The organism is uncultured Phyllobacterium sp. (assembly GCF_902479695.1).
In the GTDB taxonomy this organism is placed as follows: domain Bacteria; phylum Pseudomonadota; class Alphaproteobacteria; order Rhizobiales; family Rhizobiaceae; genus Phyllobacterium; species Phyllobacterium calauticae.
Genome location: NZ_CABSQF010000014.1, coordinates 96,650 through 115,432, shown reverse-complemented (window position 1 = coordinate 115,432; position 18,783 = coordinate 96,650). Strand labels below are relative to the sequence as shown.

Below are 18,783 nucleotides of genomic sequence, written 5' to 3'. Positions count from 1 at the left end.
CGGACGATCTGAAGGGCCGGGCCGAACCGATGAGCGAATCCAGCCTGAAGGGCCATATCAAGGGCGTTCAGGAGGATGCGGAAGGATCGGGTTCGATTGCCTATGTCCCGCCGGATCCGAAGGATGACCTGCAACTGATCGAAGCCCTGAAGCTGCTGCGCGGCGAACAGGCCAATGCCGCATTCCCGGCAGACCCGTCCAAGGGCGTACCGAACTGATATGACAAAGGGGATCAGGCTGGCTCTTACACACCTGGTCCCCACTTCATTTCCCACCGATCATTCCTTCCGTTTCATCCTCCTCATCGGCCAAAGCGCGTGAATTCCGACATCAACAGGCCGCTGGGACAAAACAGCAAACGGCCCAAGGACAAACCGAAGGCTGGCGCTCGCTGGCTCTTGCCGGCCATTGCCGTGCTGGGGGTGGGAGGTGCCGCGCTGCTGATCTCGTTCACCAGCAATCACGGATTTCGCAATCCGCCTCCGGAAATGGAAAAGCCCGAACAGGTAGCGGTAACTCCGCCAGCCCCGGCCAAGACGATACCAGCATCCGACAAGGCCCCCGCAGGCGTCGTCACGCAGGGAAATGTTACCACCAGTCCCGGCGGCCCGAAAATCATCGTCGTAGGCGATCCCGCCAGAGCGAGCCAGAATCCGCTGACCGCCCATATTCCCGACCGGGATCTGCTGGAGACAACTGCGCTCGGCTCTCTGCCAGTCATCGGGCCGGACGGACGACGGCCACTCGATGTCTATGCGCGGTCATGGTCGGGCGCCCGCGGCGCGCGAATCGCCCTCGTCATTGGCGGGCTCGGCATGTCCCAGACCGGCACACAGCAGGCAATCGCAACGCTCCCGGCGGAGGTGACGCTGGCTTTTGCGCCTGAAGGCAACAGCCTCATCCGGTGGATGCAGACGGCCCGCCAGAATGGCCATGAACTGCTGATGCAGGTGCCGCTTGAGCCTTTTGACTACCCGCGGGTCAATCCCGGCCGCAACACCTTGACGGTCGATGCGCCCGCCGCCGAGACTTTGGACAATCTGCACAAGGCCATGGGCCGCATAACCAATTACACCGGCATCATAAACTACATGGGGGCCCGCTTTACCGCGGATGCCAAAGCCATGACGCCTGTCATGCAGGATATTGCAAAACGCGGGCTGCTCTATCTCGATGACGGCAGCTCCGCGCGCAGCCAGGCCGACACCATCGCCAGTCAGCAGGGAACGCCCTTTGCTGCCGCCGATGTACTGATTGATGGCACGCAGGACCGGGGTAGCATCCTCAAGAAACTGGATGAGCTGGAGCGTATCGCCCGAGCCAAGGGCACGGCGATCGGAACCGGTTCGGCCTTCAGCGTGACCGTGGATGCGGTGGCCGCATGGACCAACGAAGCCAAGACCCGCGGCATCGAGATCGTACCGGTTTCGGCCCTTGTCCGCGATCCTGAAAAGGGCTAGGCACCCATCACTATCCCATCATCCAGCGGAGTATTCGCATGAGCAAGAAACATGTCGACCCCGAGACGCTCCCCTACCGGCCCTGCGTCGGCATTATGGTGCTCAATGCCGATAAACTCGTCTGGGTGGGCCATCGCATTGTCATACCCAATGATGAAATGGATGGGTCGACCCAGCTATGGCAGATGCCCCAAGGTGGCATCGACAAAGGCGAGGACGCGGAAATTGCGGCCCGCCGCGAACTCTACGAGGAAACGGGCATGAAAACCGTTTCCCTGCTGGCCGAGGCGCCGAACTGGATCAACTATGACCTGCCGCCCGCGCTTGTCGGAATCGCCCTGAAGGGAAAGTATCGCGGCCAGACACAGAAGTGGTTCGCCTACGAATTTACCGGCGATGAAAGCGAGATCGCGATCAACCCGCCTCCGGGTGGTCACACCGCTGAATTCGACGCTTGGGCATGGAAACCCATGACCGAGCTGCCCGACCTTATCGTGCCGTTCAAGCGCACCGTCTATGAGCAGGTTGTCGCTGCGTTCAAGCATCTGGCAGGTTGACCCGCGGCTCAAGCGCAATTGAAACAACAAAAAAGCGGGCCAAAAGCCCGCTTTCGTCAGTATCAGCGATTTGAAACCGGTCAGGCAGCCTTGATGGCTTCCTGCAGCGTCGTCAGCTGGCCAAGAAGATCTTCCGCCTTGGCCTTCTGCTCGCGTGTCGTCGCGTCTTCGAAGTCTTCGCGGGCGTCCTTGATACGGTTCTGAAGTTCATCAGCCTTTATATCAGTGACGTGTACCGCCGATTCCGCGAGGAGCGTGCAGCCATCCGGCGTCACATCGACGAAGCCGCCGAACACGACATAGCTGTCCGGCTTGCCATCCTGCGTCTTCACGGTGACAACGCCCGGCTTGACGGTGGCCATCAGTGGCGCGTGATGGGCCATCACGGTCATGTAACCTTCCGTGCCTGGAACCACAACTTCGGTGACCTGTTCCGAGAGCAGCAGACGTTCTGGCGATACGAGTTCGAAATGGAAGGCTTCTGCCATGATATTCACTCAATTCCTGCGGTCATTGACCTGATAGAAGGGATGGCCTTGACAAGAAAGGGCGGGCCGGAGCCCGCCATTATGTTCCAGATCAGGCAGCTTCCGCTGCCAGACGCTGTGCCTTTTCGATCGCCTCGTCAATCGAGCCGACCATGTAGAATGCTGCTTCCGGCAGGTGATCGTAGTCACCGTTGCAAAGGCCCTTGAAGCCCTTGATGGTGTCAGCCAGATCAACCAGCTTGCCCGGCGAGCCGGTGAAGATTTCAGCAACGAAGAACGGCTGCGACAGGAAGCGTTCGATCTTGCGGGCGCGGGCGACCGTGATCTTGTCTTCTTCCGACAGTTCGTCCATGCCGAGAATGGCGATGATGTCCTGCAGGGACTTGTAACGCTGCAGGATCGACTGAACCTGACGCGCAATCTGGTAGTGTTCTTCACCGACGATCAGCGGATCGAGCATGCGCGATGTCGAGTCGAGCGGATCCACAGCCGGATAAATACCCTTTTCAGAGATCGCACGGTTGAGGTTTGTCGTCGCATCCAGATGCGCGAAGGATGTCGCTGGAGCCGGATCGGTCAAATCGTCGGCGGGCACGTAAATGGCCTGCACGGATGTGATCGAACCCTTGTGCGTCGTGGTGATGCGTTCCTGCATCTGGCCCATGTCGGTTGCCAGCGTAGGCTGATAACCCACGGCGGACGGAATACGGCCGAGCAGCGCCGACAATTCCGAACCAGCCTGCGTGAAGCGGAAAATATTGTCCACGAAGAACAGAACGTCCTGGCCTTCATCGCGGAAATGTTCCGCAACCGTCAGACCGGAGAGCGCAACGCGGGCACGTGCCCCTGGCGGCTCGTTCATCTGACCGTAAACCAGTGCGGCCTTGGAGCCTTCACCGCCGCCAGCCTTGTTCACGCCGGACTCGATCATTTCGTGGTAAAGGTCGTTGCCTTCGCGGGTACGTTCACCCACACCGGCAAATACCGAATAGCCGCCGTGCGCCTTCGCCACGTTGTTGATCAGTTCCATGATCAGAACCGTCTTGCCAACACCGGCACCGCCGAAGAGACCGATCTTGCCGCCGCGCGCATAAGGCGCCAGCAGATCGATAACCTTGATGCCGGTAACCAGGATCTGGGCTTCTGTCGACTGCTCGACATATGCCGGAGCTGACTGGTGGATAGCGCGTGTCAGCTTGGTCTTGATCGGGCCTGCTTCGTCAACCGGCTCGCCGATAACATTCATGATGCGGCCGAGAGTTGCCTCGCCGACCGGGACCATGATGGCCGAACCGGTGTCGTACACGGGCTGACCGCGAACCAGACCTTCGGTCGAGTCCATGGCGATCGTGCGAACAGTGTTTTCACCGAGATGCTGGGCAACTTCCAGAACAAGGCGATTGCCGAGGTTGTCGGTTTCCAGCGCGTTCAGGATCTTTGGCAGTTCGCCTTCGAAATGAACGTCCACAACGGCGCCGATGACCTGGCTGATGCGGCCGGCAGTGCCGGTTGCCTTCACGGTCGTCTTTGGCGTTGCCGATGCCTTGGCCATCTTTGCTGCAGGAGCAGCCTTTGCCTCAGCCTTCGGAGCAGCGGTCTTTGCAGCCGCTGCCTTGGGTGCAGCTGCTTTGGCGGCTGCGGGTGTTTTCGGGGTCGCTGCTTTTGCCATCGATCCTTACCTTCGCGATTAGAGCGCTTCCGCGCCCGAAATGATTTCGATCAGTTCTTTGGTGATCTGAGCCTGACGCTGGCGGTTGTACGACATCGTCAGCTTGTTGATCATGTCACCGGCATTGCGGGTTGCGTTGTCCATGGCGGACATGCGCGCGCCCTGTTCCGATGCCGCGTTTTCAAGGAGAGCGCGGAAAACCTGGACGGAAATATTGCGTGGGATCAGATCACCAAGAATGGATGCCGGATCCGGCTCATATTCATAAACCGCATCGCCTGCCGTTTCCGGTTCGGCATCGCCGACAGCGCTTGCGGGGATCAGCTGCTGGGCAGTCGGTATCTGCGAAATCACCGACTTGAATTCCGAATAGAACAGCGTCGCAACGTCAAACGCACCTTCGTTATAAAGGGCGATGATCTTGTGACCGATCGCATCAGCGTTGACAAAGCCAAGCTGCTTCACATCGCGCAGATCAACGTGGTCAACGATATGCTTGCCGAGATCACGGCGCAGGATGTCCGCGCCCTTCTTGCCGACAGTGATGATCTTGACCGTCTTGCCGTCTGCAAGCAGGCGACGTGCATGCTCGCGGGCCAGACGGGCGATCTGCGAATTGAAACCACCGCAGAGACCACGCTCCGACGTGCAGACGATGAGCAGATGCACATCATCCTTGCCGGTGCCGCTCATCAGCACGGGCGCGTCATCGCCGTCCACATTGGCGGCGATATTGGCCAGCACTGCAGCCATGCGCTGTGAGTAGGGACGCGCGGCTTCCGCAGCTTCCTGCGCACGACGCAGCTTCGCCGCGGCGACCATCTGCATCGCCTTGGTGATTTTCTGCGTCGCCTTGACCGAGGCGATCCGGTTTCTCAGATCCTTTAACGAAGGCATCCGTTCATCCCGTCAGTGGTTACGCGAAAGACTTGGCGAAGGCGTCAACTGCAGCCTTCAGCTTGCCCTTGATGTCGTCGCTCAGCTGCTTTTCCTTGGCGATTGCATCGAGAACATCCTTGTTCTCGGTGCGCAGCCATGTGAGCAGGCCCTGCTCGAACTTGCTGACCTGATTGACGGCCAGCTTGTCGAGATAGCCGTTCACACCGGCGAAAATCACGGCAACCTGCTCTTCCGTCTTCAGCGGCGAGAACTGCGGCTGCTTCAGAAGTTCAGTAAGGCGTGCACCGCGGTTGAGGAGACGCTGGGTCGACGCATCGAGATCGGAACCGAACTGCGCGAAGGCAGCCATTTCACGATACTGCGACAGCTCGCCCTTGATCGAACCGGCAACCTGCTTCATCGCCTTGATCTGCGCGGCGGAACCGACGCGGGACACCGACAGACCGACGTTAACGGCAGGACGGATACCCTGATAGAACAGGTTGGTTTCGAGGAAGATCTGACCGTCGGTGATCGAGATCACGTTGGTCGGAATATAGGCGGAAACGTCGTTCGCCTGCGTTTCGATAACCGGCAAAGCAGTCAGCGAACCGGCACCGTTTTCGTCGTTCAGCTTTGCCGAACGCTCGAGAAGGCGGGAATGCAGGTAGAAAACGTCGCCAGGATAGGCTTCGCGGCCTGGCGGGCGGCGCAGCAGCAGCGACATCTGGCGGTAAGCCACGGCCTGCTTCGACAGATCGTCATAGCCGATCAGCGCATGCATGCCGTTGTCGCGGAAGTATTCGCCCATCGCGCAACCGGCAAACGGTGCGAGATACTGCATGGGTGCCGGATCGGAAGCGGTTGCAGCCACAACGATCGAGTATTCGAGCGCGCCGCGTTCTTCAAGGATCTTGACGAACTGGGCAACGGTGGAACGCTTCTGGCCGATAGCCACGTAAACGCAATACAGACGCTCGCTCTCGTTACCGGCATCGTGCGCCGGCTTCTGGTTGAGGAACGTATCGAGAATGATCGCTGTCTTGCCGGTCTGACGATCGCCAATGACCAGCTCGCGCTGACCGCGGCCGACGGGGATCAGGGCATCGATGGCCTTGAGGCCTGTCGACATAGGCTCATGCACCGACTTGCGCGGGATGATGCCGGGCGCCTTGACGTCAACGCGCGAGCGCTGCTTTGCCTTGATCGGGCCCTTGCCGTCAATCGGATTGCCGAGAGCGTCAACGACGCGGCCAAGCAATTCCTTGCCGACGGGAACGTCAACGATAGCGCCTGTGCGCTTGACGATGTCACCTTCCTTGATGTCACGGTCCGAACCGAAAATAACAACACCAACGTTGTCGCTTTCAAGGTTCAGGGCCATGCCACGGGTACCGTCCGGGAACTCGACCATTTCACCAGCCTGAACATTGTCCAGACCGTATACACGAGCAATACCGTCACCGACGGACAGAACCTGACCGACTTCGGAGACTTCTGCCTCCTTGCCGAAATTCTTGATTTGCTCTTTCAGGATTGCGGAAATTTCCGCGGCGCGGATGTCCATCAGCCGACCTCTTTCAGTGCAAGCTTAAGCGAAGAAAGTTTTGTGCGAAGTGAAGTGTCGATCTGGCGGGACCCCAACTTGACGATGAGACCACCAAGGATCGACGGATCAACAGTGACATTGATTGTCACGTCCTTGCCGGCGACGCTTTTCAGCGTGGCCTTCAATTCAGTTTGCTGCGCTGCCGTCAGGGCATGCGCAGAAGTAACATCGGCCGAAACCTCGCCGCGATTCTCCGCAGCGATGTTGCGGAAAGCCTGGATCATGGAAGGCACCGCGAACAGACGGCGGTTCGTCGCCACGACACGCAGGAAGTTGGCGACGAGGCCGCCGATCTTGGCTTTGGCGAGGATCGCCGAAATAGCCTTGACCTGATCTTCCGCGGAGAAAACAGGGCTCTGAATGAGACGCCTCAAATCGGCGCTGCCATTGACGAGCGCCTCAAACTGGCCCAGATTCTTTTCCACATCAGCGACTGATTTTGCTTCCAGCGCGAGGTCGAACAGCGAACCCGCATAACGCTGGGCAACACCGGATATGAGCGACGAAGTTTCTGCCACGAACGACAAGCTCTCTGCGTTGAAGCCAAAAATCGGTAAACCAAAAGGAATTTTCGGTCAAATCTTTGGCATTATTGATTTTTTATCGCCTTGGAAACAACCCTGAAACTGCCCCCGACGAGATTTGAATGCCGTCTAGCATAGAGAAGCAGGAGTCGCAACACGCGAATCCGCGAAAACTGGCGTCAGAATTGCCGCAGCAGCAATTTTATGAATGACCTACTCAACTATATCTAGGCGATAAAGCCGAAGGCGAACAGCAATGGGCCGGCTGCCAGCGCCAGTTCGATCAGAACGGAAATCCAGTTGTAAAGCGTATTGCCGCGGTCCGACATCATCGAGATCAGCCGGCCGAAAACCGTGAAGCCCCAGGAGACGCCGAGCGCGATCCAGAGGAAAGGCTGTGCAAAGACAAGGGCGCAAAGCCCAAGCCCCAGATAGAAGCCGGCCATTGTCGCACGCGCCTCGGACAGCGCTTCCGGATGCGCCGGAACAGGTTGCAGGCGCAGAATCCTGAATGCAATGCGCGGCGCAAAGAACAGGATCAGGCCGAAGACAACCGTAACGGCGGCAGAACTCCAGGCGATCCATTCGCCCTGACTGGCTGGCCAATACAATTCCATCATTTCCGCGTCCCCGCTGCGTTAACCATTTCCGCTGTTTGCTTATAGAAAGCTTTGCGGGTCGATATCAATCTGCACGCGCACTGATCCACGCTCTTTTGGTCCGGCACTCAGAATGGCGCGAATGAAGTTCTGGATATCAGCCTTGCGCGTTCCGTGAATCAGCAGCCGGAAACGATGCCGCCCGCGGATAAGGGCAAGCGGCGCTTCGGCGGGCCCCAGAACATTGATCTCGGGCGAGTGCGGCGCTGCACGGCGTAGCGCGCGCGCATGGTTTTCCGCTTCCGCCCGCGTTCCCGCTGAAATGATAAGGGCACCGAGCCTGCCATAGGGCGGCAGGCCGGACCGTTCCCGCTCCTCGATTTCGCGCGCGTAGAAGGCCTCCGCATCGCCGGAGACAATGGCGCGCATGACCGGATGATCCGGCTGGTAGGTTTGCAGCAATCCCAGGCTTTTCTTGCCGGTGCGTCCGGCACGACCCGTCACCTGGCTCAGCAACTGGAATGTCCGCTCCGCCGCCCGGGGGTCGCCATTGGCAAGGCCCAGATCCGCATCGACGACGCCCACCAGCGTCATATTGGGAAAGTTGTGCCCCTTGGCGACGAGCTGCGTACCAATAACAATATCCGCCTCGCCGCGTGCAATGGCATCCAGTTCGAGGCGCAGCCGTTTCACGCCCATCAGATCGGATGACAGGACAATGATCCGCGCATCGGGAAAGGTTTTTTCCGCCTCCTCCGCAATACGTTCGACACCCGGCCCGCAGGCGACGAGATGATCCAATGTGCCGCAGGAGGGGCAAGCCTCCGGTCGCGCTTCGTGATGGCCGCATTGATGGCAGACAAGCTGGCCGCGAAACCGGTGCTCGACCAGCCAGCTTGAGCAGCAGGGGCATTGAAAACGATGCCCGCACACCCGGCACAGGGTCAGGGGCGCATAGCCGCGGCGGTTGAGAAACAGCAGTGACTGTTCCTTGCGCTGCAAGGTCTGGTTCATCGCCTCGACCAGCGCAGGGGACAGGAAACCACCGGGACGCGGCGGCGAGCGGCGCATGTCGATGGCTTTCAGATCCGGCATCGCCGCCTCCGCGTAACGCCCGGTCAGGCGGATGCGGGTATAGCGCCCCTGCAGCGCATTGACCTGGCTCTCGACGGATGGTGTGGCGGAAGCCAGGATGACGGGAAAGCTGCCGATATGGCCGCGAACCACTGCCATGTCGCGGGCATTGTAGAAAACACGGTCCTCCTGCTTGTAGGCAGGGTCATGCTCTTCATCGACAATGATAAGACCCAGATCCTGGAAGGGCAGGAACAGCGCCGAGCGCGCGCCCGCGACAACCCGCACCTGCCCTTCCATCACCTGCCGCCAGACCCGCTCGCGCGTTTTCGGGGCGAGATCGGAATGCCATTCCGCCGGCTTTGAGCCGAATCGATCATGGAAGCGCTCGAGAAACTGCTGCGTCAGGGCGATTTCGGGCAAAAGAATCAGCACCTGCTTTCCCTGCTCGATCGCTTTTGCCACCGCTTCGAAATAAACTTCCGTCTTGCCGGAACCGGTCACGCCATCCAGCAGGGACACAGAGAACCCGCGCGCCGAAACCGCATCCACCAGCTGCCTTGCGGCATCGGCCTGATCACCGGAGAGTTCGGCGGGCGCATAATCCGGATCGGGCGGCGCAACGACGGGACGCGCCGGGATCATGACGTCCTCGAACACCCCCTGCGCCGAAAGCCCGTCAATCACCGTTGCGGAAACCCCGGCCGCGTGGGCAAGGCCAGTGCGCGTCCAGGCAAGACCATCCCCGGCCAGTTCAAGCACGCGCGAGCGTGCACCGGTCATCCGCTCAGGCTGTTGGCCGGAAAAACGCAACCCCGGCACCGGCGGCTCGGGATCGAAGGCCGCAGGCACGCGCAGGATCATCCGGGCCACCATGCCCGGCGGCGAGATCGTATAATCGGCGGCCCAGCGCATGAAGCGCATCATGCCATCATCGACCGGAGGACAATCGAAAAGCTCCGAGATCGGCCGCAGCTTTTTCGCATCAACCGAATCGGTCGCGCCCTCGGTTACAATGCCTGCAACCTCGCGGGGACCAAGGGGAACACGAACAATTGAGCCGGCTTTCACGACCATTCCATCAGGCACGGAATAGCTGTAAGGTTTCGCTGCCGGCAAAGGCACGAGCACCGGAACAATTTTTTGCGCGGAAGGCGAATCTTGCTTCATAACCTCGTGACCTTGGCGCGGCTTTCGTTTAAAGAAAAGCCACTTTTCCGGGACACCATCCCTTTAGCCCCATTTAAGGAGGACTGCTCCAATGAAATTTTTTGTCGATACTGCCGATGTGAAGGATATCCGCGAACTGAATGATCTCGGATTGCTCGACGGCGTGACCACCAATCCGTCGCTGATCCTCAAATCCGGTCGCAGTATCCTCGACGTCACCAAGGAAATCTGCAGCATCGTCGATGGCCCGGTTTCCGCAGAGGTTACTGCTGTCGAATATGAGCAGATGATGAAGGAAGCGGCGGTTCTTTCCAAGATCGCCAACAATATCTGCATCAAGGTTCCGCTGACACTCGATGGTTTGAAGGCTTGCAAGGCGCTCACCTCCGATGGCCATATGGTCAACGTCACGCTGTGCTTCTCCGCCACCCAGGCGCTGCTTGCCGCCAAGGCCGGTGCAACATTCATCTCGCCGTTCATCGGCCGCATCGATGACATCGGCATCAACGGCATGGATCTGATCGCCGAAATCCGCACGATCTATGACAACTACGACTACAAGACGGAAATCCTGGCGGCTTCGATCCGCACGATCAACCATGTCAAGGAAGCCGCACTGATCGGTGCCGACGTTGCCACCATCCCACCGGCAACACTGAAGGCGCTGGTCAAGCATCCGCTGACCGACAAGGGTCTCGAGACCTTCCTCGCCGACTGGGCCAAGACCGGTCAGAAGATCGCCTGATCAAGGCAGATAGCTTTCAAAATGGAACGCCCGCCGGTGATGACCTGCGGGCGTTTTGATTTGGCGAAGGCTGGGAAATCCGGTCCTTCCCGCCTGTACTGCGGGACTACAGCAGATCGGCGTGATGGCGCTGCGCGACATCGGGATGCGAGCGCAGGCGTCCCTTGAGATAATTGCGCCCGACTTCCCGGAACAGCGGATTGTCAGGGTCCGTATCGGCACCGCCCGCCTCCCGCGCAAGATCGTCCGGCAGTGTCAGCAACGGCACATTGGCGTTGAGATCGGCGCCGAAGAAGAACGCCACCGACAGCCGGTCCTTGCCCGACGGCGGTGAGACGACGCGGTGCACGGTCGCCTTGAGATAGCCATTCGATGCCAGTTCGAGAATTTCACCGATATTGATGACGAACGTACCGGGAACCGGTGTGGCATCGATCCAGCCGCCATCCTTTTCCACCTGCAGGCCGCCCTGCACATCCTGCAGCAGCAGGGTCAGAAACCCGCTGTCCTTGTGCGCGCCAACACCTTGATCGCTGCCGGTTGCATCGCGGCCGGGATAGCGGATGATCTTCAGGTGCTGATTGGGCGCCTTTTCGTAGATGGGCGCGAAAACATCCTTTTCCTGCCCGAGCGCCGTTGCAAAGGCCTGCAGCAGCTCGATGGCAACCCGCGTCAGCTCGCTCTGCCACTCCAGCACGATGGATTTCAGGTCGGGCAGGCTATCCGGCCATTGATTGGGGCCCTGCAGCCGCGACCACGAAGGTGTTGTTGCATCCTGCTGGATAACGGCCCGCTCCGCGCCCACGTCAAACTGTTCGCGCCAGTCCGCCTGTCCCCTGGTCCGTTCCCAACCCGCACGGGTATAACCGCGGAAATGCGGTGAATTGACCATTTCCACGGCAATCTTGTCCTCCTCCGGCAAGGCAAAGAACCGCTTGGAAACAGCAACGATATCCCTTTGCAGCTGTTCGGCGACGCCATGGCCGCTCAGATAGAAAAAGCCATAGAGTCGTGCTGCATGGCGCAAGTCCTCGAAGAAGGCTTCCCGTTCCTCGGGATCGCGATAACGCCCGAAATCGAGTGTTGGCAAGGTGTCGGTTTTGGGTAGGGCGCTCATCGTTCAGGTCTCCGCATGCAATCCGATTGTCTATCCCGATGCATTCAACTTCAAGATGTTCTTTGTGTGTAAAGCTGGTCCAGAATCTGGCGCTCGAAAAAGGCGAGTTCCGGCGAGGCATGCCGCCGCGGCCGCTCCACCGGAATGGCCAGATCAAGGGCGATCCGGCCGCTATCGATGACGACGACACGATCCGCCAGCGCAACGGCTTCCGCCACATCGTGCGTCACCAGCACCGCCGTGAATTTCTTGTTGAGCCAGATACGTTCCAGCAATTGCTGCATTTCAATGCGGGTCAGGGCATCCAGCGCACCAAGCGGCTCGTCCAGAGCCAGAATGCGGGGGTGCCCGACCAAGGCGCGCGCCAGGGCCACGCGCTGCCGTTGACCACCCGACAGCACAGAGGGCCACTCTTCGCTGCGATCGGCAAGTCCCACTTCCGCAAGAATATCGAGACTTTTCTGCCGAACCTCCGAGCCGCGGGCGATGCCGGTCAATCCGACATCCACATTGGCACCAACCCGCGCCCACGGCAGCAGCCGCGGCTCCTGGAACATGATGCGCGTGCGCTTCTGATCCTTCGTTTCATCGGCATGAACCAGCTCGCCGGATGTCGGCTTGTCGAGCCCGGCCAGCAACCGCAGCAATGTGCTCTTTCCGCAGCCGCTTTTGCCGATAACGGCAACGAACTGGCCGTCATGCACGTCAAGATCGATCCCCTGCAGCACGGTCTTGTCGCCGAAGCGTTTGGTAACGTTACGGAACGAGAAGGTGATCCTGCGTGCCGTTACGGTGGCGCGGGCCGTGGTTTCAGCAAAGGATTGGCGGGCGGTGATGGTTGCTGCGGTCATCGTCGTTCCTCACACGTTTTGAAAGGCCGGGTGCCATTGCAGGGAAAGCCGCTCAAGGGAACGCGCCAGGGCATCGGCGAGTTTTCCGAGGAGCGCATAGATCAGGATCGACAGGACAACCACATCGATCAGCAGAAATTCCCGCGCCTGCATGGCCATATAGCCGAGACCGGAGGATGCGGAGATCGTCTCGGCCACGATCAGCGTCAGCCACATGATCCCCAGCGCATAGCGCAGCCCGACGAAAATCGACGGCAGGGCGCCCGGCAGGATAACCCGCATGAACAGCTGCGAACGGGACATGCCGTAAATGCGGCCCATTTCAACCAGTTGCGGGTCGACGCCCTGAATGCCAAGGAGCGTGTTGATATAGATCGGAAAGAAAACGCCAAGCGCGACCAGAAACAGTTTTGCTTCCTCGTCGATGCCGAACCACAAAATCACCAGCGGGATAAGGGCCAGATGCGGGATATTGCGGATCATCTGGATGGTCGTATCGGTGAGCCCGCGGCTGAGCGCGGAGAGGCCATTGGCAAGGCCAAGGCCAAAACCGATGGCGCCGCCCACAACGAAGCCGCTCAAGGCGCGCAGCGTGGATATGCGGATATTTTCCAGCAGTTCACCTGACAGAAGCAGCTTCCAGAAGGCGGCGCCCACGGCTGAAGGTGCCGGCAGGACATTGGCCGAGATGACACCGGCACGTGATGCAATTTCCCACCCGGCCAGCAACAGGGCCGGAAGAAGCCAGCCTACGGCGCTGCGGCCAATGGACTGAAGCGCCCTGCTCATGAGGCCGCCTGCAGCCGTTTGGCACCGTGGAAACCAACGGCGAATTCGTTGGCGATCTCCTGCCGGGGTGTGTTTCTGCGCTCGCCCAATCCCAGTTTCGGGAACAGCAACTCGGCAACGCGGTAGGCTTCTTCAAGATGCGGATAACCGGAGCCGATCACCGTATCGATACCCACGTCCTGATATTCGCGGATGCGTGCGGCAATGCTTTCGGGACTGCCGACAAGGGCGGTACCCGCCCCGCCGCGAACCAGTCCGGCGCCCGCCCACAGATTGGGGCCGACAAGCAGCCTGTCACGGCGTCCGCCATGCAGCTCCGCCATGCGGCGCTGGCCGACGGAATCCATTTCCTTAAGAAAGCGCTGCTGTGCAATCTCGATCTGGGCGTCGGTCACGCGGCTGATCAGCCTGTCAGCCGCGGCCCAGGCCTCGTCTTCGGTTTCGCGCACGATGAAATGCAGCCTTATGCCGAACCGCAGCGTGCGGCCCTTGAGTGCGGCCTTCCTGCGCGCCCGCTCGATCTTCTCGGCGACCTGTGCCACCGGCTCACCCCAGGTCAGGTACATGTCCACCTGCTCGGCCGCCAGATCCTGACCGGCATCGGACGAGCCGCCGAAGTAAAGCGGAGGCGGCGTCTGCACCGGCAGCAGATCGAGCCGCCCGCCCTGAACCCGATAATGCCTGCCTTCAAAATCGACGGTCTCGCCGGTCACCAGGCCCTGCCAGATTTTCAGGAACTCGGCTGCCTGTTCGTAACGCTGGTCATGCGGCAGGAAAACGCCATCACCGGCCAGCTCCGTTGGGTTGCCGCCGACGACGACGTTGAGCAGCAGACGCCCATTGCTGAGCCGGTCGAGCGCAGCGGTCTGCCGGGCGGCAAAAACAGGCGAGACAATGCCGGGACGCAGCGCCACCAGGAACTTCAGCCGCTCCGTATGGGCGGCAAGACCCGTCGCGGTAATCCAGGAATCCTCACAGCTTTGCCCCGTCGGCAGCAGCACGCCGGGGAAACCCAGCCGGTCCACGGCCTGGGCGATCTCCTTGAAATAGGCAAACTCGGGCGGCCGCTGCTGCGCTTCCGAACCGAGATAGGTTCCGTCCCCATGGGTGGGGATGAACCAGAAGAAATCAAGCGGGGCTGGTGTGGTATTTGCTGGCTGCGTCATGGCGTGGTTCCAGTTCTTTCCATGGTACGGGACGATTTCCGCATCCCCGGTTGTTCCGTTCAGTTGCCGGGGGCCGCCCAGACGGCATCGGAAATCTTGATGGCTTTGGGGATCAGCTTCAGCTTGAAGAAGCGGTCGGCCGTTTCCTGCTGATGCGCGATGATCTCAGGCGTGATCGGGAAGATGCCGAACACCGACCGGTTTGCGGCGATGGTTTGGGCTTCGAGCGGAACGCCGGTGACCTCATGCAGTGCCGCTGCCACCTTGTCCTTGTTCGCCTCGGCCCATGCAGCGGCTTCCTTCAGGGCGGCAACGGTCGTGGTCACGACATCGGGATGCGCGGCGGCAAAGTCGCGATTGGCCAGAAAATAGGTGTTGACGTCGAGCACCTCGCTGGAACGCGCGAGAATACGCGGCTGATAGCGGGTCTCGGCAATGGCAAAGAACGGATCCCAGACCGCCCAGGCATCGATCTTGTCGCTGGCAAAGGCCGCTGCGGCATCCGCAGGGCTCAAATAAACCGGGGTAATCTCGTCATAGCTGACGTGTGCTTTCTCAAGCGCAGCCACGAGCAGATTATGCGCGCTGGTTCCCTTGCCGACGCCGACCTTCTTGCCTTTCAGATCGGCCAGGGACTGGATCGGGGAAGCCGGCTTGACGAAGATCGCTTCGCCTTTGCCATTGGATGGCAGGGCAGCGACATAGACAATGGCCGAGCCTGCGGACTGCCCGAAGATCGGCGGGGCATCGCCGACCCATCCGACATTGATGCTGCCGACATTCAGCGCCTCGACCAGGGGCGGGCCAGCAGTAAACTCGACCCATTTGACCTTGATACCTTTGGGCTCCAGAACTTTTTCAATCACCTTCTGTTGCTGGGCAATGACCGGCAGGCTCGTCTTCTGAAAGCCGATCTTGTACTCCTGCAGCGATTCGGCTGCATGGGATGCCGTTGCCGCGATGGCCGTTGCTGCAAGGACAAGGGCACCGAATAGTCTGCGCGTCAGGTTGGGCATGGGCTCTCGCAATTCTTTGGTTTGGCAGAGCATCGTCAGGATTATACCAATGACCCTCCCGTGATCAGGAATGGCCCAATGCTATTCAACTCGACTATTTCTATAGAGAAAATATATTTCGTATAATGAGCCGCATGCGGATTGGTTTTCTCGGCGTCGCGCAAGCCGAAGCAAAGGCCAAGCGGTTTCCCGCAACACCTTTCCGCCGGCGGGAGTTATCTATTCCCGGCCAGCCCAGGGTGCCAATTTACGTTCCAGCCGCCTGATCCCGATTTCCAGGATGAAAGCGACAATGGCGATGACGAAAATGCCCATGATGACCACGTCAGTGACCAGGAATTGTGCGGCAGACTGGATCATGAACCCAAGACCGCGCGTGGCAGCCACCAGTTCCGCTGCAACCAGCGTCGACCATCCCGCCCCAAGCGCAATGCGCAATCCGGTCAGGATGGAGGGCAGTGCACTGGGCAAAATCACGTGGCGGACGACCTGCGACCGCGTGGCACCGAGTGCGCGCGCCGCGTTGACCCGGTCGAGCGAAGCGCCTTTGACACCGGCGGCGGTGGAAATGGCAATCGGTGCCAGCATGGCAATGGCAATCACCAGGATTTTTGACGGCTCGCCTATACCGAACCAGATGATGACCAGCGGCAGATAGGCCAGTGGCGGAATGGGCCGGATGAATTCGATAATAGGATCGAAAATACCGCGCCCGATGGCGCTGACACCGATCGCGATGCCTGCGGGAACAGCGACTATCAGTGCAAGCAGCAGGGCCGCGAACACCCGCAGCAGGCTTGCAAGCAGGTGCTGCCACAGCGTGGCGTCGACAAAGCCATTGGTTGCGACGGAATAGAACTTCCACAGCACCGCCGAGGGCGCAGGCAGAAAAACCGGAGAAACCAGTTTGAAATGCGCCGCGACGATCCAGACAAGCACCAAACTGGCAATGGTTGCCGCGCTGGCAATGCGGGCCGTCCTTTTCGCCGAAGGCTTTACCCTTTTGCCGTCTGGTCGCTCCGTGGCGCTTTCAACAGGAATATCCCGGCTGATTTCAACGGAGAGCGTCATGCCGCCTCTCCTTCGAAAATGGAATCTTCGAGCTCGGCACGCGCTTGATTGAATGCCGGGTCTGCCTTGATCGACCGGACAGGTTCGCCGCCGACATAGCGGCGGCCGAAACCAGCCTCAATCTCCCTGACGACCCGTCCGGGACCAGGGGCAAGCACCACGATCCGCGTCGCCAGCAGCAGCGCCTCGTCAATACCGTGGGTCACCATCAGAACGCCGACCGAGTTGGCGGCCCAGATATCGAGAAGTAGGGTCTGCATGCGCTCACGCGTCAAGGCATCAAGCGCACCCAGCGGCTCGTCCATCAGCAGAAAATCCGGCTCTGCGGACAATGCCCGGGCGAGACCGACCCGCTGGCGCATACCACCCGACAATTCCCAGATCGCCTTGCCGCCGATGCCATCGAGCTTGACCCGTTCGAGCAGACGCGTTGCAGCGGCATCCCTCTCCTGTTGAGGCAGACCGCGCAGTTTCAGGGCGAAGCTGACATTGTCACGCACGTTCAACCAGGGAAACAGCGCGTCATTCTGGAAGACAACGGCGCGATCGGCACCGGGCGACGTGATGGTCTTCCCATCCACAGTCACGGTTCCTCCGGTCGGCGGCACCAGTCCGGCCGCAACATTGAGCAAGGTGGTCTTGCCGCAACCGGACCGGCCAACCAGGACGACGAAATCGCCTGACTGGACGGAAATGCTTGCCTGCGTGACAGCAGGCTGCGCCTGACCATCATAGTGCACGGAGACATGATCGAGAAGGAGATGTGCCATGGGGTCTACCGGTTGAACGCGGCGTTCATGGCCTTCCCGACCTCCGGGGGAGAGGGAACCCCGAAGACCGGAAAGAACACATGAACACCCCCGCGTTACAAGGTTTCGAACTCAGTTCGATGCGAGTGCCGCCTCCACGAATTTTGCCGTTGCATATTTCGAGTAATCAGGAAGGACAGCGTCAATCTTCCCCTGCTCTTTCAGAAATTGCGATGTGGCGGCAATGGCCTTGACCGTATCGCCGCCAAGGAACCTGGAGGATGCCTGCTCCGTCAGGGTCGGGAAAACATAGCCCTTCAACAGAAGCGGCACGTCGTCAGCCTTTGCCCCCGTCAGACGGCTGATCTTTTCGGCCTGCGGCGATGTCACTGACCATGCTTCCGGCTTCGCCAGATAATCGGCATAGGCCGCCCCGGTCACCTTGACGAAATCACGCACGGCATCCGGGTGTTTTTCGGCAAATTCTGTACGGACGATCCAGGCATCGAATGTCGGCGCACCCCACTGCGCCACTTTCGAGGAATCCACGATGATTTTGCCGCTGGTCCTGATCTGGCCAAGCGCCGGATCCCACACATAGGCCGCATCGATATCACCGCGCTCCCAGGCCGCGGCAATTTCCGGCGGACGCAGGTTGAGGACATTAACGGATTTTGAATCGACGCCTTCATGCTTCAATGCGGCAAGCAGGCTGTAGTGGGTCGTTGAAACGAAGGGTACAGCCACTTTCTTGCCGGCCAGATCGGCAATCTTGCTGACATTGGAGCCGTTACGGGCGACCAGCGCTTCCGATTCCCCGATGAGACCGACAACGAGAATAGTCTGGATCGGCAACTCGCGGCTGGCGGCAGCGGCGAGCGGACTGGATCCGACATAACCGATGTCAACTGAGCCGGAAGCAACAGCGGCGATGACATCCGCACCGGAATCAAACTTCCGCCAGTCGATTTTAGCGGATGCAGCCTTTTCATAGGCACCATCGGCCTGCGGGACCTTGGAAGGTTCGACCACGGTCTGATAGCCGATGGTGATCTTCAGATCCTCCGCCTGAGCGGAAACAAATGCTCCGAGACTGAAAAGAACAGTGGTCGCAGCAAGGAAATGACGGCGGGTGAACATCGGTGATCCTGACCTGTTGAAACAATCCTGTTCCAACTCTGGTCATCTCTACCAGAATTGTAGAGTTACGATCTGCCAAGTTTCCATCCCACGAAGAAAATTATTTCCCC

The 18,783-nt window shown here is 59.8% G+C and carries 18 protein-coding genes and 1 pseudogene; 4 read left to right on the top strand and 15 right to left on the bottom strand.

The features are described from left to right. The 3 genes and pseudogenes from RDL77_RS11065 to RDL77_RS11055 form a co-directional block, all read left to right on the top strand. Positions 1 to 218: pseudogene (locus tag RDL77_RS11065) on the top strand (peptidase S41); the annotation flags it as partial. Between the two features lie 99 nt (positions 219 to 317). After that, entirely contained in the window at positions 318 to 1,460 is a 1,143-nt protein-coding gene (locus RDL77_RS11060; RefSeq protein WP_288192847.1) for a divergent polysaccharide deacetylase family protein, read from the top strand. 38 nt (positions 1,461 to 1,498) lie between these two features. Further along, positions 1,499 to 2,017 (top strand): RNA pyrophosphohydrolase, encoded by a 519-nt coding sequence (locus tag RDL77_RS11055; RefSeq protein ID WP_288192846.1) that lies wholly within the window; start codon positions 1,499 to 1,501, stop codon positions 2,015 to 2,017. A gap of 80 nt (positions 2,018 to 2,097) precedes the next feature. On the opposite strand, the gene RDL77_RS11050 is transcribed toward RDL77_RS11055, so the two are convergent. The 7 genes from RDL77_RS11050 to RDL77_RS11020 form a co-directional block, all read right to left on the bottom strand. Next, positions 2,098 to 2,505 (bottom strand): F0F1 ATP synthase subunit epsilon, encoded by a 408-nt coding sequence (locus tag RDL77_RS11050; protein ID WP_288192845.1) that lies wholly within the window; start codon positions 2,503 to 2,505, stop codon positions 2,098 to 2,100. Positions 2,506 to 2,596: 91 nt separating this feature from the next. Then, entirely contained in the window at positions 2,597 to 4,174 is a 1,578-nt protein-coding gene (gene atpD / locus RDL77_RS11045) for a F0F1 ATP synthase subunit beta (protein ID WP_288192844.1), read from the bottom strand. An 18-nt stretch (positions 4,175 to 4,192) separates the two neighbouring features. Then, on the bottom strand, positions 4,193 to 5,071 hold the full coding sequence (locus RDL77_RS11040; protein ID WP_288192843.1) for a F0F1 ATP synthase subunit gamma: 879 nt from the start codon (positions 5,069 to 5,071) through the stop codon (positions 4,193 to 4,195). 19 nt (positions 5,072 to 5,090) lie between these two features. Then, positions 5,091 to 6,620: a F0F1 ATP synthase subunit alpha gene (gene atpA / locus RDL77_RS11035; protein WP_182548638.1), complete on the bottom strand. Its 1,530-nt coding sequence runs from the start codon at positions 6,618 to 6,620 to the stop codon at positions 5,091 to 5,093. Next, positions 6,620 to 7,180: a F0F1 ATP synthase subunit delta gene (locus RDL77_RS11030; protein ID WP_223613798.1), complete on the bottom strand. Its 561-nt coding sequence runs from the start codon at positions 7,178 to 7,180 to the stop codon at positions 6,620 to 6,622. The genes atpA and RDL77_RS11030 overlap by 1 nt, the downstream gene beginning before the upstream one ends. Positions 7,181 to 7,413: 233 nt before the next feature. Then, positions 7,414 to 7,803, bottom strand: coding sequence for a DUF4345 family protein (locus RDL77_RS11025; protein WP_223614129.1), 390 nt, complete (start codon positions 7,801 to 7,803; stop codon positions 7,414 to 7,416). A 42-nt stretch (positions 7,804 to 7,845) separates the two neighbouring features. Next, positions 7,846 to 10,029: a primosomal protein N' gene (locus RDL77_RS11020; RefSeq protein ID WP_288192842.1), complete on the bottom strand. Its 2,184-nt coding sequence runs from the start codon at positions 10,027 to 10,029 to the stop codon at positions 7,846 to 7,848. 91 nt (positions 10,030 to 10,120) lie between these two features. Here RDL77_RS11020 and fsa point away from each other — a divergent pair, with 91 nt between their 5' ends. Next, positions 10,121 to 10,774, top strand: coding sequence for a fructose-6-phosphate aldolase (gene fsa / locus RDL77_RS11015; protein ID WP_223613800.1), 654 nt, complete (start codon positions 10,121 to 10,123; stop codon positions 10,772 to 10,774). 106 nt (positions 10,775 to 10,880) lie between these two features. Here fsa and RDL77_RS11010 read toward each other — a convergent pair whose 3' ends face one another. The 8 genes from RDL77_RS11010 to tauA all read right to left on the bottom strand — a co-directional run bounded on the left by RDL77_RS11010 (position 10,881) and on the right by tauA (position 18,673). Then, a complete protein-coding gene (locus RDL77_RS11010) occupies positions 10,881 to 11,891 on the bottom strand; it encodes an isopenicillin N synthase family oxygenase (protein WP_288192841.1) in 1,011 nt (336 codons plus the stop codon). A 50-nt stretch (positions 11,892 to 11,941) separates the two neighbouring features. Beyond that, positions 11,942 to 12,742: an ATP-binding cassette domain-containing protein gene (locus RDL77_RS11005; protein WP_288192840.1), complete on the bottom strand. Its 801-nt coding sequence runs from the start codon at positions 12,740 to 12,742 to the stop codon at positions 11,942 to 11,944. Between the two features lie 9 nt (positions 12,743 to 12,751). After that, positions 12,752 to 13,531, bottom strand: coding sequence for an ABC transporter permease subunit (locus RDL77_RS11000; protein WP_288192839.1), 780 nt, complete (start codon positions 13,529 to 13,531; stop codon positions 12,752 to 12,754). Continuing rightward, positions 13,528 to 14,697 (bottom strand): FMNH2-dependent alkanesulfonate monooxygenase, encoded by a 1,170-nt coding sequence (ssuD, locus tag RDL77_RS10995; RefSeq protein WP_288192838.1) that lies wholly within the window; start codon positions 14,695 to 14,697, stop codon positions 13,528 to 13,530. The genes RDL77_RS11000 and ssuD overlap by 4 nt, the downstream gene beginning before the upstream one ends. Before the next feature lie 59 nt (positions 14,698 to 14,756). After that, the gene (locus tag RDL77_RS10990) at positions 14,757 to 15,713 is read right to left on the bottom strand and encodes an aliphatic sulfonate ABC transporter substrate-binding protein (protein ID WP_288192837.1); all 957 of its coding nucleotides are present in this window, start codon (positions 15,711 to 15,713) and stop codon (positions 14,757 to 14,759) included. Positions 15,714 to 15,932: 219 nt separating this feature from the next. Then, a complete protein-coding gene (gene tauC, locus RDL77_RS10985; RefSeq protein WP_288192836.1) occupies positions 15,933 to 16,784 on the bottom strand; it encodes a taurine ABC transporter permease TauC in 852 nt (283 codons plus the stop codon). Beyond that, the gene (locus RDL77_RS10980; protein WP_288192835.1) at positions 16,781 to 17,554 is read right to left on the bottom strand and encodes a taurine ABC transporter ATP-binding protein; all 774 of its coding nucleotides are present in this window, start codon (positions 17,552 to 17,554) and stop codon (positions 16,781 to 16,783) included. Before RDL77_RS10980 ends, tauC begins: the two co-directional genes overlap by 4 nt. 111 nt (positions 17,555 to 17,665) lie before the next feature. Further along, positions 17,666 to 18,673 carry a taurine ABC transporter substrate-binding protein gene (tauA, locus tag RDL77_RS10975; protein ID WP_288192834.1) on the bottom strand — a complete coding sequence of 336 codons (1,008 nt, stop codon included), beginning with the start codon at positions 18,671 to 18,673 and terminating at the stop codon, positions 17,666 to 17,668. Positions 18,674 to 18,783: the final 110 nt, after the last annotated feature.